The sequence below is a fragment of the Luteibacter sp. 9133 genome (genome assembly GCF_000800155.1).
Lineage (GTDB): Bacteria > Pseudomonadota > Gammaproteobacteria > Xanthomonadales > Rhodanobacteraceae > Luteibacter > Luteibacter mycovicinus.
In genome coordinates this window covers 1,566,361-1,580,548 of the sequence record NZ_JUHO01000001.1, presented here as the reverse complement: position 1 = coordinate 1,580,548, position 14,188 = coordinate 1,566,361, and the positions used below count along the sequence as shown (strand labels likewise).

At 64.0% G+C, this 14,188-nt stretch carries 14 protein-coding genes and 1 tRNA gene; 10 read left to right on the top strand and 5 right to left on the bottom strand.

The features are described 5' to 3' along the window. Positions 1-76: 76 nt before the first annotated feature. Positions 77-1,462 (bottom strand): hypothetical protein, encoded by a 1,386-nt coding sequence (locus FA87_RS06865; RefSeq protein WP_043693309.1) that lies wholly within the window; start codon positions 1,460-1,462, stop codon positions 77-79. A 223-nt stretch (positions 1,463-1,685) separates the two neighbouring features. On the opposite strand from FA87_RS06865, the gene rnt reads away from it, so the two are divergent. From rnt to phoU, 6 genes are all read left to right on the top strand, one after another. Then, on the top strand, positions 1,686-2,345 hold the full coding sequence (rnt, locus tag FA87_RS06860) for a ribonuclease T (protein ID WP_043693306.1): 660 nt from the start codon (positions 1,686-1,688) through the stop codon (positions 2,343-2,345). Positions 2,346-2,512: 167 nt separating this feature from the next. Continuing rightward, a complete protein-coding gene (gene pstS / locus FA87_RS06855) occupies positions 2,513-3,508 on the top strand; it encodes a phosphate ABC transporter substrate-binding protein PstS (RefSeq protein WP_255349741.1) in 996 nt (331 codons plus the stop codon). A gap of 124 nt (positions 3,509-3,632) precedes the next feature. Further along, complete coding sequence (pstC, locus tag FA87_RS06850) at positions 3,633-4,664, top strand: phosphate ABC transporter permease subunit PstC (RefSeq protein ID WP_051943743.1); 1,032 nt, start codon at positions 3,633-3,635, stop codon at positions 4,662-4,664. Beyond that, complete coding sequence (gene pstA, locus FA87_RS06845; protein WP_036114177.1) at positions 4,664-5,533, top strand: phosphate ABC transporter permease PstA; 870 nt, start codon at positions 4,664-4,666, stop codon at positions 5,531-5,533. Before pstC ends, pstA begins: the two co-directional genes overlap by 1 nt. 82 nt (positions 5,534-5,615) lie before the next feature. Continuing rightward, complete coding sequence (gene pstB, locus FA87_RS06840) at positions 5,616-6,359, top strand: phosphate ABC transporter ATP-binding protein PstB (protein WP_239709154.1); 744 nt, start codon at positions 5,616-5,618, stop codon at positions 6,357-6,359. A gap of 25 nt (positions 6,360-6,384) precedes the next feature. Further along, a complete protein-coding gene (gene phoU, locus FA87_RS06835) occupies positions 6,385-7,098 on the top strand; it encodes a phosphate signaling complex protein PhoU (protein ID WP_036114183.1) in 714 nt (237 codons plus the stop codon). Positions 7,099-7,133: 35 nt separating this feature from the next. Here phoU and sugE read toward each other — a convergent pair whose 3' ends face one another. The 4 genes from sugE to rnr all read right to left on the bottom strand — a co-directional run bounded on the left by sugE (position 7,134) and on the right by rnr (position 11,371). After that, positions 7,134-7,454 carry a quaternary ammonium compound efflux SMR transporter SugE gene (gene sugE, locus FA87_RS06830; protein ID WP_036114186.1) on the bottom strand — a complete coding sequence of 107 codons (321 nt, stop codon included), beginning with the start codon at positions 7,452-7,454 and terminating at the stop codon, positions 7,134-7,136. 139 nt (positions 7,455-7,593) lie between these two features. After that, positions 7,594-7,869, bottom strand: a complete 276-nt coding sequence (locus FA87_RS06825) for a hypothetical protein (protein WP_043693303.1) — start codon at positions 7,867-7,869, stop codon at positions 7,594-7,596. Then, on the bottom strand, positions 7,866-8,612 hold the full coding sequence (gene rlmB / locus FA87_RS06820; protein WP_043693301.1) for a 23S rRNA (guanosine(2251)-2'-O)-methyltransferase RlmB: 747 nt from the start codon (positions 8,610-8,612) through the stop codon (positions 7,866-7,868). The genes FA87_RS06825 and rlmB overlap by 4 nt, the downstream gene beginning before the upstream one ends. Next, positions 8,609-11,371: a ribonuclease R gene (gene rnr, locus FA87_RS06815; protein WP_156128607.1), complete on the bottom strand. Its 2,763-nt coding sequence runs from the start codon at positions 11,369-11,371 to the stop codon at positions 8,609-8,611. The genes rlmB and rnr overlap by 4 nt, the downstream gene beginning before the upstream one ends. A gap of 222 nt (positions 11,372-11,593) precedes the next feature. Between rnr and FA87_RS06810 the strand changes: the two genes are divergently transcribed. The 4 genes from FA87_RS06810 to FA87_RS06795 all read left to right on the top strand — a co-directional run bounded on the left by FA87_RS06810 (position 11,594) and on the right by FA87_RS06795 (position 14,168). Further along, positions 11,594-11,678, top strand: a tRNA-Leu gene (locus FA87_RS06810). Positions 11,679-11,842: 164 nt separating this feature from the next. After that, positions 11,843-12,925: a DUF4272 domain-containing protein gene (locus FA87_RS06805; RefSeq protein WP_156128511.1), complete on the top strand. Its 1,083-nt coding sequence runs from the start codon at positions 11,843-11,845 to the stop codon at positions 12,923-12,925. Next, on the top strand, positions 12,922-13,506 hold the full coding sequence (locus FA87_RS19825; protein ID WP_052191196.1) for a hypothetical protein: 585 nt from the start codon (positions 12,922-12,924) through the stop codon (positions 13,504-13,506). The genes FA87_RS06805 and FA87_RS19825 overlap by 4 nt, the downstream gene beginning before the upstream one ends. A gap of 59 nt (positions 13,507-13,565) precedes the next feature. Continuing rightward, positions 13,566-14,168: a pentapeptide repeat-containing protein gene (locus FA87_RS06795; protein ID WP_043693298.1), complete on the top strand. Its 603-nt coding sequence runs from the start codon at positions 13,566-13,568 to the stop codon at positions 14,166-14,168. Positions 14,169-14,188: the final 20 nt, after the last annotated feature.

Genomic DNA, 14,188 nt, shown 5'->3' with positions numbered 1-14,188 from the left:
CGCGTCAGGCAAAAAAACGGCGGGCTTGCGCCCGCCGTCCGGTTCGTCCCTGAGCAGAACTCCGTTCCGATATCGATCAGAAGGTCAGCATGCCCCAGAAGCCCACTTCGTTGGTCTTGTAGTGGTAAGGGGTAGCGAACGGGCCGTCGAGCTTGTTGTGCTTGTAGACGAGGGCCAGCTTCAGGTTCTTCAGCACGTCGTACGAGACGCCGGCGTTGTAGTACTTGTCCTTGATCTTCTCTTCGACGTTGACCAGGTTGTCGTACTTGTAGTCGACCTTGTCGTAACGAGCGAAGACGGCGAACTGGTCGTAGAACTTCCAGTCAGCCCAGAGCGAGTAACCGTCGGCCTTGTCCTTGGTCGTGCCGGTGGCCACGCCGGTGCCGGCGCCCGTACCCTGATACTTCAGGATGTCGTCCCAGTTTTCGGTGTGGAAATATTCCGCACCGACGCCCCAGGTCTTGTCGCGCCACGCCAGCAGGGCATCGCCGCGAGTCGCCGTACGGGTCGGGGCGCCGGCCTCGACGTCGTTGCCGCGCTTGCCGCTGTAACCGCCGATGGCGATGACCATCTGCTCGATCGGCGAGTAGCCGAGGCGGGCTTCCGTGTCGACGCTCTTGGAGCGGCTCAGGTTGCGGTAGCCGCGACCGTTGACCACGGACACCTGGTAGTTGACCGAGTTGTCGCCGGTCGTGGCACCCATCGCGTGGATACCCCAGTCGGACGAGTTGCCGAAGGCGCCGACGCCGCCGGCGGTTGCGGTACCACCGCTGCGACCACCTTCAAACGAGCGATCGGTGATGGTGTTCTCGACGTAGCGGTAGCCGTACCACTTCTCGACGAACGGGATCCAGGGCATGTCGGACGCACCGAAGCGCACCGTGAACAGCTGGTCGAACTTGCCCTGCACGTAGGCCTTCTTCACGAACAGGCTCGTGGACGAGAGCGACGACTGGTAGCTGAAGTCGGTCGTCAGGTTGGCCGACCAGATGTCGTTGAACTTGTGGTCGACGGTCAGGTAGAAGCGCTTGACGTCGAAACCCGTGCCGTTGACCGAACCGTGACCATCCTTCTGGATCGAACGGCCGTTGCCGATCTTCTCGTCGTGATCCTGATTGGTCACGTCGAAGAACATCGTGCCGCCGATCTTCGTGTTGTCCACCAGCTTGTTCAGTGCGTCGAGCTTCTTCGCGAGCTCGTCGGCCGGCTTGGCGGCGGTCACCTGCACGTCGTTCACGGCCTTGGCCGTCTCGATCTGTGCGTCAGCCTGGGCTTCCTGCTTCGCCTGAAGGTCGGCGACCTGGCTCTGGAGGGCGGCCAGCTGCGCCTGCAGCTGCTGGAGGGTGGCGGCGTCGACCGTGACGCGGGCCGGCTGCTGCGACTTCTGCGTCGCGGCGAGGGCCGAGAAGCTCGTCAGGCCCAGACCGGCGGCGATGGCCACCGTGAGCAACTTGGAACGCATGGGATTTCTCCGCTTGGTTTTTAGAATGTGTGTGGTCCCCTGTGTCCCCACTGAGCTTTTTCTGTCCGAAAAACCTCAAGCGGGGCCAACGGCGCGAAGGATGGGCCGTGGCGTTTACCGTTCAATGCAATTTTTGTTACAGATCGGAGACATGCGCACATCCGCTTAACACGGACGGCACAGACGGACGCCGGATGGGCCCCCCGGCTGATATCCTTCACGTATGGATACGACCAGTAACAGCACCGCTTCGACGATGGCCGCGCGGTTCCGGGGCTTTCTGCCCGTGATCGTGGATGTGGAAACCGGGGGATTCGATTCGGAGCGTGACGCGCTGCTGGAGATCGCCGTGGTGGCCGTCACCATGGAGCCCTCGGGCCTGCTCGTGCCCCAGCCGGCCGTCGCGGCCAACGTGGAGCCCTTCCCGGGCGCCAATATCGACCCGCGGTCCCTCGAGATCACCGGCATCGATCCGGACCACCCGTTCCGCGGCGCCCTGCCCGAGCGTCAGGCCCTGGATCACGTCTTCAATGCGGTGCGCGAGGCGGTCAAGGCCTCGGAGTGCCAGCGCGCCGTGCTGGTGGGCCATAACGCCGCATTCGATCTGGCCTTCCTTAATTCGGCCGTGCGCCGCGTGGGGCACAAGCGCAATCCGTTCCATCCTTTCAGCTGCTTCGACACGGCCACGCTGGGCGGCCTCGCCTACGGACAGACGGTCCTGAGCAAGGCCGTACTGGCCGCCGGCATCCCGTTCGACAGCCGCGAAGCCCATTCGGCGATCTACGACGCCGAGCGCACCGCCGAGCTTTTCTGTGAAATCGTCAATCGCTGGCGCCGCCTGGAGCTCGCGGAGCGCGATCAGAGCGCCCCGATCGAGGTCTGAGGCATTTCGTAAGTTCATGAATATGACAGCAAATCGGATGCTGTCATATCGCTGCAACATTCAGTACGTCTCATTGCAACACGGCAGGGCTGCAATACGGCCCCAGGCGGTCAACGCCTGACACTCATCCATCCGAGGACTACTCCGTGTTCACACGTAAACTCCGCATCGCTGCGCTCGTCGCCGCTTCCCTGTTCGGCATGTCCGCCCAGGCCACCGACATCACGGGCGCCGGCTCGAGCTTCGTTTACCCGGTCCTGTCGAAGTGGTCGGCGACGTACGCCGAAGCCACCGGCAACAAGCTGAACTATCAGTCCGTCGGTTCGGGTGCGGGTATCGCCCAGATCAAGGAAGGCACCATCGACTTCGGCGCGTCCGATGCTCCGATGAGCGCTGAAGACCTCACCAAATTCGGTCTGGGCCAGTTCCCGGTCGTCGTCGGTGGCATCGTGCCCATCGTCAACCTGCAGGGCATCGCCCCGGGCCAGCTGAAGATCGACGGCAAGCTGCTGGGCGACATCTACCTGGGCAAGATCGCCCGCTGGAACGACCCGGCCATCGCCGCCCTGAATCCGGGCGTGAAGATTCCGGACGTCAAGATCACCGTCGTGCACCGTTCGGACGGTTCGGGCACTTCGTTCAACTTCACCAACTACCTGTCCAAGGTCAACCCGGAGTGGGCGTCAAAGGTGAAGTTCGGCACGGCCGTCGAATGGCCGGCCGGCGTCGGCGGCAAAGGTAACGAGGGCGTCTCGCAGTACGTCCGTCAGATCCCGGGCTCGATCGGCTATGTCGAATACGCTTACGCCACCAAGAACAAGCTCTCGTACACGCAGATGCAGAACGCTGCCGGTACGTGGGTCCAGCCGAACGCCGACGCGTTCGCCGCTGCCGCCTCCACGGCGGACTGGAAGTCGGCCAAGGACTTCAACCTGATCATGACCAACGCCCCGGGCGCCCAGGCGTGGCCGATCACGGCTACGACGTGGGTCATCATGTACAAGAAGTCCAAGAACGCCTCGCACAGCAAGGTCGCCTTCGACTTCTTCAAGTGGTCGCTCGAGAAGGGTCAGTCGCAGGCCGCTTCGCTCGACTACGTCGCGCTGCCGCCGGCCCTCGTCCAGCAGATCGAAGCCTACTGGGCTGCCGAGTTCAAGAACTGATCCATCCGGTCTCAACGGACCGGCTGTCATATAGCCGGTCCAGAGTATCGTCCAAGGGGGTCGCCGTTCCGACAGGGACGGCGACCCACACGTTTGCATAGGCTCCCGGGAACCCGAACCCATCATGCACGCCACCGTCAGCAACGCCGTGCCCGACCAGGAACGTCAGGCGGAAGCGTCCCGGAACGCGCGGGATACGCGTAACGACCGGCTGTTCGGCTGGGCCCTGAAGGCCTGCGCCCTGCTCGTTCTGCTCTGCCTCGTCGGCGCCGCCGCTTCCACGCTCTGGCTGGGCCGCGACGCGTTCGCCACCTTCGGCTGGGGCTTTCTTACCAGCGCCGTGTGGGATCCGAGCAATAACCAGTACGGCGCCCTGGTGCCGGTGGTCGGCACGGTCGGCACCGCGATCATCGCCCTGATATTCGCCGTGCCGGTCAGTTTCGGCATCGCCCTCTTTCTTACCGAGATCGCCCCTGGCTGGATGCGCGGTCCGGTCAGCTCGGCCATCGAACTGCTCGCCGGCATTCCCTCGATCATCTACGGCATGTGGGGTCTCTTCATCTTCGCCCCGTTCGTGGCGGAGAACGTCAAGCCGTGGCTGATGAACAACTTCAGCGCGGACCCGCCGGACGGCAAGGTGTCGTGGCTGGTCCAGCACGTGCCATTCATCGCGAAGTTCTTCTCCAGCGAGTACCCGTTCTTCGGCGCCGGCGTGCTCACCGCGGGACTGGTGCTGGCGGTGATGATCATCCCGTTCATCTCTTCCGTGATGCGCGAGGTCTTCCAGACCGTGCCCACCCGCCTGAAGGAGTCCGCTTACGCCCTGGGCTCCAGCACGTGGGAAGTGGTCTGGGACATCGTCGTCCCCTACACCCGCACGGCCGTGATCGGCGGCGTGTTCCTCGGCCTGGGCCGGGCGCTCGGCGAGACGATGGCGGTGGCCTTCGTCATCGGCAACACCTTCAAGTTCACGCCGTCGCTGCTCGAAACCGGTAGTACGATCGCCTCGACCATCGCCAACCAGTTCGGTGAGGCCGAGGGTCTGCAGAAGTCCGCGCTCATGGCGATCGCCTTCCTGCTCTTCGTAGTGACCTTCATCGTGCTGATGATCGCGAGACTCATGCTCCGCCGCCTGGCGTCGAAGGAGGGCAACTGATGTCCGCCTCGCTCTATACCAGGCGCCGGATCAAGAACATCCTCGCGATGGCCTTCAGCATCGTGGCGACCTGCATAGGCCTGCTCTTCCTCGCGTGGATCCTGTGGGAGACCCTGAGCCAGGGGCTCGCGGGACTGAAGCCGCAGCTGTTCACCAAGATCACGGCGTATCGCGAAGAGGGTGGCCTGGCCAATGCCATGGTCGGCAGCCTGATCCTCAACGTGCTGGGTATCCTGATCGCCACGCCGATCGGCGTGGCCGCGGGCACCTGGCTCGCCGAGTATTCGCGCCGCTCGAAGCTCGGTCCCACGATCCGTTTTCTCAACGACATCCTGCTGTCGGCGCCGTCGATCGTGCTCGGTCTGTTCGTCTACACGGTGATCGTCCTGCCGTCCAAGTGGCTGACCAATGGCGACGTGACGTTCTCGGGCATCGCTGGCGGCATCGCGCTGGCGCTGATCGCCCTGCCCGTCATCGTCCGCACCACGGATGAAATGCTCCGCCTGGTACCCGGCACGCTGCGCGAAGCGGCACTGTCGCTGGGTGTCCCGCAGTGGAAGCTGACGATGCAGATCCTGGTGCGTTCGGCGCGCTCGGGTATCGTCACCGGCATCCTGCTGGCCCTGGCCCGCATCAGCGGTGAAACCGCGCCGCTGCTGTTCACGGCGTTCGGCAACAACTTCATGACGTTCAACCCGATCGACAAGATGCCGAGCCTGCCCCAGGTCATCTACGAATACACCAAGGACCCGAGCCCGGACATCAACACGCTCGCCTGGGCCGGTGCTTTCGTCCTGACCATGTTCGTGCTGGCGCTCAGCCTGATCGCCCGCCTCGCCTTCTCGCGTTCCAAGGTGTCCCATGACTAAGATGAACGAAGTCGCCTCCAAGCCGGGATTCGGCACCTCGCCGCATGCCGCCGCCGTCGACCTCGGCCAGGTGCCGGCGAAGATGACCGTGCGCGACCTCAACTTCCATTACGGTGAGTTCCATGCGCTGAAGCACATCGCCATGGACGTACCGGAGAAGAAGGTCACCGCCATCATCGGTCCGTCGGGCTGCGGCAAGTCCACCCTGCTGCGCATCTTCAACCGCATCTACGCGATCTACCCGAATCTGCGCGCCAGCGGCGAGATCGTGCTCGACGGCGAGAACATCCTCGACCCGAAGTACTCGCTCAACCGCCTGCGCAGCAAGGTCGGCATGGTGTTCCAGAAGCCGGTGCCGTTCCCCATGACGATTTTCGAGAACGTCGCTTACGGCATTCGTCACCACGAAAAGCTCAACCGCACCGACATGGAGGGCCGTGTCGAGCAGGCGCTGCGTGGCGCCGCACTGTGGGACGAGGTGAAGGACAAGCTCAAGCAGAGCGCACTCGGCCTCTCCGGCGGCCAGCAACAGCGTCTGTGCATCGCCCGCGGCATCGCCCTGAAGCCGGAAGTGCTGCTGCTCGACGAGCCGACCTCCGCGCTGGATCCGATCGCCACGAGCCGCATCGAGCAGCTGGTCGAGGAGCTCAAGAGCCAGTTCACCATCGTCATCGTGACGCACAACATGCAGCAGGCGGCGCGCTGCTCGGACATGACCGCGTTCATGTACATGGGCGAGCTCATCGAGTTCGACCGGACCGAGAAGATCTTCACCAAGCCGGACAAGAAGCAGACCGAAGACTACATCACCGGCCGGTTCGGCTGAGCGCCCCCTATTTCGAGGTCCCGCGATGAATACTCCGCACCAGCACATCATCAAGAGCTACGACGACGAACTGAAGCGTCTCACCGGCGAAATCGTCCGCATGGGCGAGATCGCCGTCGCGCAGCTCGAAGCCGCCATCGACGTGGTCGAACGTCGTGACGAGCGCGCCGCCCAGCGCGTGGTCGACAACGACGACGCACTCGATTCACTCGAGCAGGAAATCAGCCAGGACGTCGTGCGTCTGCTCGCCCTGCGCGCGCCGATCGCCGGCGATCTGCGCAACGTATTCGCCGCGCTGCGTATCGCCGCCGACATCGAGCGCATCGGCGACTACGCCGCCAACGTAGCCAAGCGTTCCATCCCGCTCAGCCGCGTCGCCCCGATCACCGCCGCCGGCGGCCTCAAAAACCTGGCCGAGCTGGCCGCGGACCAGTTGCGCAACGTGCTCAAGGCGTACGACGAGCAGGACGCCGAAGCCGCTTATGAAGTGTGGAAGTCGGATGCGGATCTGGACGAGGCCTATACGGTCGTCTTCCGCGCGCTGCTGACGTACATGATGGAAGACCCGCGCAACATCACGCCCTGCACCCACCTCCTGTTCATGGCAAAGAACATCGAGCGCATCGGCGACCACGCGACCAACATCGCCGAGAACGTTTGGTTCGTCGTCCACGGCGAGCCGCTGGTGGCCCCGCGCACCAAGCGCGACACCACCGCGAATCCGGATTTCGATAAATAAGAGGCGGCCGGCAGGGCAACCGCCCTGCCGGCGTTTTACGTCGCCGACGTCAGCTTCAACCCAATAATCCCGACGACGATCAGTCCGACGCAAAGCAGCCGCAACGGCTGCGCCGACTCGCCGAACAGGATGATGCCGAGCGTCACGGCGCCGACGGCACCGATGCCTGTCCACACCGCATAAGCCGTACCGAGCGGCAATTTTTTCGTCGCCCAGGCGAGCAGGACGATGCTGATGAGCATCGCGCCACCCGTGAGCACGCTGGGTAGCGGCTTCGAAAACCCTTCGGTGTATTTCAGGCCGACCGCCCAGGCGATCTCGAACAGCCCGGCAAGGACGAGGATGAACCAATACATGGGAGTGAGCTCCGCAAGAGCGGGGTCGTCCCCGCGGAGATAGTGCGCGCCCCGGGGTCGTCCCCAGGGGCGGACCGGCATTGCGCCGGTCCGTTTTGCATTATACGGAGGAGGTGTAACCCCCCGCTGACCGAATGCCTCAGACGACCGGTGGAACGACCGCCTTGCGCGCCCGGACACCACGCACGATGCCGTACACGCTGATGAGGAACCAGGCCAGTTCCTGCACGAACGCGGACAGGTTGAACATGCCGAAGATCAGGGAAAGCAGGATGCCGAAGGCACCCAGCAGGTTCATCACCTGGTACGTATACCCCTGCCCCGACAGCTTATGTGCCTGAAGCAGAAGAAACGCGACCAGCACCAGCGCAACGCCGACCAGGCCGGCCCAGTCATGCCAGAACATCGAACTCATTTCTTCGCACCTCGCTGACGCAGCGCCTCGAACAACACGATACCCGTAGCGACGGACACGTTGAGACTCTCCATGCCACCCGGCATCGGGATCTTCGCCACGAAGTCACAGGTATCGCGGGTAAGGCGGCGCATGCCGTCACCTTCGCTACCCATGACCAGCGCGACCGGACCCTTCAGATCGATGGCATAGAGCGACTGATCCGTATCGCCGTCCATCCCCGTGATCCACACGCCTGCGTCCTTGAGCAGGCGCAGGGCGCGGGCGAGATTGGTGACGGCAATGACCGGCACCAGATCCGCGCCGCCGGCCGACGCACGACGGACCGTGGGGGTAATGCCGACCGCGCGGTCCTTAGGCATCACCACGGCGGTGACGTTCGCGGCCGCCGCGCTGCGCAGGCAGGCGCCGAGGTTATGCGGATCCGTCACACCGTCGAGCACGAGCACCAGCGCGTCCGCACCGGCCGCCTCGAGCAGACCGGGCAACGCACTCTCGTCGCGGAGCGGCGGTGTTTCGTACCGCGCGATGACGCCCTGATGGCGCGCTTCGCCGCCGAGCTTCTCGAGCTGCTCCTTGCTCACCGTCTTGACGATGAGCCCGAGCTTGCGCGCCTGCGCGGCGATCTCGTTGACACGGGCGTTCCTCGAGTTCTGCTCGATCAGTACTTCACGGACACGATCCGGGTCGTTGGCGAGAGAGCCTTCGACCGGATTGATCCCTACGATCCACGTCTCACTCATGCTTGCGGCTTGCTCCTGGGTTTACGCGGCCCACGCCGACCTGCGGATGTCTTCGCGGGGGCCTGGTCCGCCGGCGCCGGACCGGCCGCCGTTTTCGTTACGGCGCCTTTCTTCGCCGTGGATTTCTTCGCGACGGGCGCCTGCGCGACGTCGGACGCCGCACGGCGCCTCGATGTGACTTTGCGCGCCGAGGTATCGGGAGACGCATCGCGACTGTCGTCCCGACGAGCGCCACGACGACCTGACGGACGCGCATCCTCCGCACGTGCCTCGTCAGCCTGGCGCGGGCCGCGCTGGCGTGAGCCACCTTGCGGCGCCGCGTCCTGGCGTGACGAGCCCTGACGCGAACCGCCGGCCGAGGAGCCGCGCTTTCGTGACGATGTTTCGGCCTCCGCCTCGCGCCTGGGCGCCCGCACGGGACGCGCATGATGCTCAACCGGCTCTTCAACCGCAACCGGTGCCGCCGTCTTCTTGCCGAAGATCCGGCCGACGGCCTTCTTCGCGGCACGTCCCATCGCCATCCCCGCTTCCAGCATGCCCGAGCGAGGCGCCGGCTTGGCCGCGGCCACGACCTTCGGCGCAGGCTTCGGCAACTCGGCCAGACGTGCGACCAGGCGGAAGTCGATCTTGCGATCCTCCAGGCTGGCGCGCAGCACCTGCACGCTGACGTAGTCACCGAGGCGATACGCCACGCCCGTGCGCTCACCCTGCAACAGGTGACGTACGGGATCGAACTTGTAGTAATCGTTGGGCAGCTGCGAAACATGCACCAGACCCGATACGCGCGAGGCCGACAACTCGACAAACAGACCGAACGAGGTGACGCCGGTGATGGTGCCCGCGAATTCCTCGCCGACGTGCTTCTCCATCCACGCGCATTTGAAACGCTCATCCACGTCGCGCTCGGCCTCTTCGGCACGGCGCTCACGCTGCGAGCAATGGATCGCCATCGCGGACATCTGCGTATCGCTGTAGATGTAATCGGCCGGCTTGCCGCGGGTCAGCGCGTAGCGAATGGCACGATGTACCAGCAGGTCGGGATAACGGCGGATGGGCGACGTGAAGTGGGCATACGCGTCCAGCGCCAGACCGAAGTGGCCCTGGTTCTCCGGATGGTAGATCGCCATGCTCTGCGCACGCAGTAGCACCGACTGAATCAGCTCCGCTTCCGGGCGGTCCTGCACTTTCTTCAGCAACGCCGAGAAATCGGCCGGCGTGACTTCGTCCGCCGGCGGCATCTTCAGCTTGAACTCCTTCAGGAACTGCAGGAGGTCGTCGTACTTTTCCGCCGGGGGCGGCGCATGCACGCGATACAGCGCGGGGATCTTGCGCTTGGTCAGGAAGCGAGCCGCCTGCACGTTGGCGGCGATCATGCATTCCTCGATCATCTTGTGCGCATCGTTGCGATCGGACGCGCCCATCGATTCGACATCGCCCGCGGGACCGAGACGGAACTTCACTTCCGGTGTTTCGAAATCGATGGCACCGCGACGCTTGCGCGCCTTCGCCATGACCTTGTAGAGCTTGTGCAGCGTTTCGACCTGCGGCAGGACGTCGGCGATCTCGTCACGAACGTCCGCGTTGCGCTCGCCCACCGCCTGCCAGACCTTGTTATAGGTGAGGCGCGCGTGCGAGAACATCACCGCGTCGTAGAACTTGGAGCGTACGACGTCGCCGTCCTCGTCGATCTCCATGTCGCAGACCATGCACAGACGTTCGACCCTTGGCATCAGCGAGCAGATGCCGTTGGAAAGCGTCTCGGGCAGCATCGGCACGACGAAGCCCGGGAAATACGTGGACGTGCTGCGGTTGTAGCCCTCGACGTCGAGCGGCGTACCGACCGGCACATAGTGCGAGACGTCGGCGATCGCCACGATGAGACGGAAACCGCCGTCCTTCAGCGACTCGGCATACACCGCGTCATCGAAGTCACGCGCGTCTTCGCCATCGATGGTGACCAGCGGAAGCTTGCGGATGTCCGTGCGGCCCTTGCGCTCTTCGGACGTCACCTTGGGCTCGACTTCCTCAGCCTGACGGATGACCTCCGGCGGGAACTCATGCGGCAGGTCGTGGCTGGCAATGGCCATCTCGACCACCAGCGACGGCTGCAGGCGCTCACCGAGGACGGCGCGCACGGTGCCCATGGGGCCACGGTGCTGGGTCGGCGGATCGGTGATCTCCACCACGACGATCTCGCCCGAGCGGGCGCCGGCGTCGCGGCCGGAAGGAATCATGATGTTCTGGTGCAGGCGGCGATCGTCCGGCTCGACCAGGGTCACGCCGTTCTCGATGACCACGCGGCCGACCAGGCGCGGCGAGCGGCGCTCCAGCACCTCGACGATGGCACCCTGCCGGCGGCCACGACGGTCGATGCCGACGACGCTCGCGAGCACGCGGTCGCCATGAAGCACGCTGCGCATCTGCTGCGGCGACAGGTAGAGATCTTCTCCGCCCTCGTCCGGGCGCAGGAAGCCGTAGCCCTCGGCGTTGGCGATGACCCGGCCCGGCAGCAGGCTGAGCTTCTGGGCGGGTGCGTAGTCGCCGCGGCGGTTACGCAGCAGCTGGCCATCGCGGACCATGGCGCCCAGGCGACGGTTGAGGGCGACGATTTCGTACTCGTCGAACAGCCTCAGGGCGCGGGCGATGTCGTACTCGGCCAGCAACTCGCCCCGCTCCTCGAACAGCGCCAGGATGGCCTCGCGGCTGGGGATCGGCTTCTCGTAGCGCTGAGCTTCGCGATCGGCATGGGGGTCGACCACGGCGCGCGCCGGGCCGTGCTGATCCAGCGCCTTGCCGGAGCGGCTGGACTTGGGTTTACGGGGGCCGCGGGCGGCATCCGAACCTTTAGTTTTCTTTGTCACGTATGAACCTTTGAAGGGGGACGCGAAATAGTTTCACATCCGGTGTGCAAAATCGTTGACAAGTTTCCCCGACCTACCTAATCTACGCGGCTCACGGGGCAGCGATGCTTCGGGACACCTGCCCAGGTGGCGGAATTGGTAGACGCACTAGTTTCAGGTACTAGCGGGTAAAACCGTGGAGGTTCGAGTCCTCTCTTGGGCACCAATTATAGACGAAGCCTCGCAGCGATGCGGGGCTTTGTTGTATCTGGGGTTCAGAAAGCCGCGTCTGGCGTACAGCGCGGGCACGATGTGCAGCTGCCATAGGTCTCTCTTGGCACCGGCGACGGACTCGCCGAGAATCCGGTGACACTGCATTGGGAAGCCCACGTGTTCACACGCCTGAAGTCCATCTTCGCAACGTCCGGGGGCAACAGCAGCGCGGAAAACGATATCCGCCTCAATGTCTATGCCACCGTCAGCCCGCTGCCGAAGCCAAGCTTCCCTCACACGCTCCTCGGCGAGCGCGATCTGAGCGATCCGGAATTGCACGGTCACCTCGAGGGGTTCATCGGCTACACACTCAGCCGTGGCGACGGGGAAATGACTCACACCCGTTACCACGTGATGCGGCACCTTCAACGGGTGCAACACCATGTCAGCCTGATGCTGTCCTCGAATGCGCTCCCCGAGTTCGCTCGATGGGCCTGCCAGGCGAATGCGATCGTCTTCCACGACGACGGCAGGATCTGCGATCCCGAGGGCCGCGTGCTGATCGACAGCCAGGGCGCGGGAGATCCCGCTGCGGAGTCGCCCTACCCCACCGACGCGCTGGAACGAAAGTCGCGCAGCGAAGCAAGGCTGCTGGCGGATGGTATCGCCGTGCCTGGCAGCCTGCCGCCCATCATCGGTGAGCACGAGGTCCAGTGGCGCACTGCCGATGAGGTGGCCGGACGCGTGATGGCCCTTCTGGCCGTGAGCGCGTTTGCCGAGGGCATACGGGACAACGACCCGCTCGACCTCGAACAGATACGTGAACGGCTCCCGGCCGCCTTTTCGTATTTCTCGCAGGCCGAACAAGCGTTCCTGCAGGCCGCTACGCCCGACACGCACGTCGTCATCCAGATGGGGTGGCGTTATGAGAGCACGGCGATCCTCGCCTGGGCGGCGGGACTGTGGCCGGAACTACCGTCTCCCGGCGAGATATGCGACGTGTCCGGCCTGACCGGGCACCTGCTCGATGCGTCAGCACATGGTCTGCCGCCGACCCATGGCCTGCGGCCTGCAAACGAGATTCTCGACGCGCTCGACGAGACGATCCGATGGCACTGGGTCATTCGCGAAGCCGAACTCGGACGACGCGAATTCCCGCCCGACGTCATTCCCGGCGTCATCAGGGAACGGCACCACGCCCTGAACTGGCTCGTTCGTTTCGAGCGCGCGGATTGGGATGATGTGACGACGCCGACGTGAACTCACCAACCCGAAAGATCAAATCGGTCGTCCCCAACGAGGTCTGGCAACTGGCCATCGTTTTCGACGACGGGACCATACGCCTGTTCAATGCGTCCGTGGCCCGGGAAGAGATGGGCTGGCCGCAGCTGGCCTATCCCCAGACCTTCAAACATTTCTCATATAGCGAAAGCGCATTAACGTGGCCCCTGCTAGGTAACGTCACGGCCGACTACCTGTACGACAACTCCGCACCCGTCACGCAAGCCACCCTCGAGCATCATGCCCTTCGCCTCAGCTACAAGAACCAGGCACCGACCGAGGAAGATGCCACGCATCACGTCTATGGCATCTATCTCCACGCCTTCAGCGAAGCTCTTTTCGCCGTGGGCGAGTCCATCGGTGGCGGTCACGCCGAGCGGGGCGGATCGCGACGGATGACGCTGCGCGAATGGCGGGACTGGCCCGGCTGGAAAGAGCACGCCATCCTGTCCGGCGCCGAGTGGGCCATCCCGATCATCGAGTCCCATATCGATGATCCTGAAATGCTGGCGGATCGCCTCGTCCGCGAGATCTGTCGCCGAGCGGCCGATCCTCAGTAAGAGGAAATCGAGCCCTTAGGCCGGATAATGTCGCCCTGCCCCAACGGACCTCCTGGCTCATGAACGACCTGATCGGCGAAGAAGCGGAGTTCTATCTGAAGGCCTTTCACGGCCTCGACTACGCCGAAGGCAAGCTCGCCTCCAAGACCTTCGAGGAATGCACGTTCACCCGATGCTCTTTCAGCGACGCCGTCCTCGACCACTGCAAGTTCATCGACTGCACGTTCAACGCCTGCGATCTGAGCAACGTCAAGGTCAATGCCAGCAAGTTTCAGGGCGTGACCTTCAACGAATGCAAGGTGATCGGCGTGGACTGGGCGCGGGCGGACTGGCCTCGTTATGCGGCACCAGCCAAACTGGCATTCCGAAAATCAGTGGTGAACTACTCGTCGTTCTTCGACCTGAATCTTCAGGAGCTGGTGCTCGAAGAGTGCAAGGCACGCAACGTCGACTTTCGCCAGGGCGATTTCGCGCGAGCCAACTTCACCTACTCCGATTTCGCCGAGAGCATGTTCGGCAAGACGAAGCTGATGGGCGCGGACTTCAGCGAAGCGACCAACTACGTCATGGACATTCGCGAGAACCAGATAAGAGGGGCCAAGTTCACGCGGACGGAGGCATCGGGGCTTCTCTACGGTCTGGGTATCGAGCTGGTCGACTAAAGCCAGGGACCGCAGGCATT

Bases quoted from the DNA above. Each gene is read 5' to 3' on its own strand.
- FA87_RS06865 (WP_043693309.1), bottom strand. From the start codon at position 1,462: ATGCGTTCCAAGTTGCTCACGGTGGCCATCGCCGCCGGTCTGGGCCTG.
- rnt (WP_043693306.1), top strand. From the start codon at position 1,686: ATGGATACGACCAGTAACAGCACCGCTTCGACGATGGCCGCGCGGTTC.
- phoU (WP_036114183.1), top strand. From the start codon at position 6,385: ATGAATACTCCGCACCAGCACATCATCAAGAGCTACGACGACGAACTG.
- pstC (WP_051943743.1), top strand. From the start codon at position 3,633: ATGCACGCCACCGTCAGCAACGCCGTGCCCGACCAGGAACGTCAGGCG.
- pstA (WP_036114177.1), top strand. From the start codon at position 4,664: ATGTCCGCCTCGCTCTATACCAGGCGCCGGATCAAGAACATCCTCGCG.
- sugE (WP_036114186.1), bottom strand. From the start codon at position 7,454: ATGTATTGGTTCATCCTCGTCCTTGCCGGGCTGTTCGAGATCGCCTGG.
- FA87_RS06795 (WP_043693298.1), top strand. From the start codon at position 13,566: ATGAACGACCTGATCGGCGAAGAAGCGGAGTTCTATCTGAAGGCCTTT.
- pstB (WP_239709154.1), top strand. From the start codon at position 5,616: ATGACCGTGCGCGACCTCAACTTCCATTACGGTGAGTTCCATGCGCTG.
- FA87_RS06825 (WP_043693303.1), bottom strand. From the start codon at position 7,869: ATGAGTTCGATGTTCTGGCATGACTGGGCCGGCCTGGTCGGCGTTGCG.
- rlmB (WP_043693301.1), bottom strand. From the start codon at position 8,612: ATGAGTGAGACGTGGATCGTAGGGATCAATCCGGTCGAAGGCTCTCTC.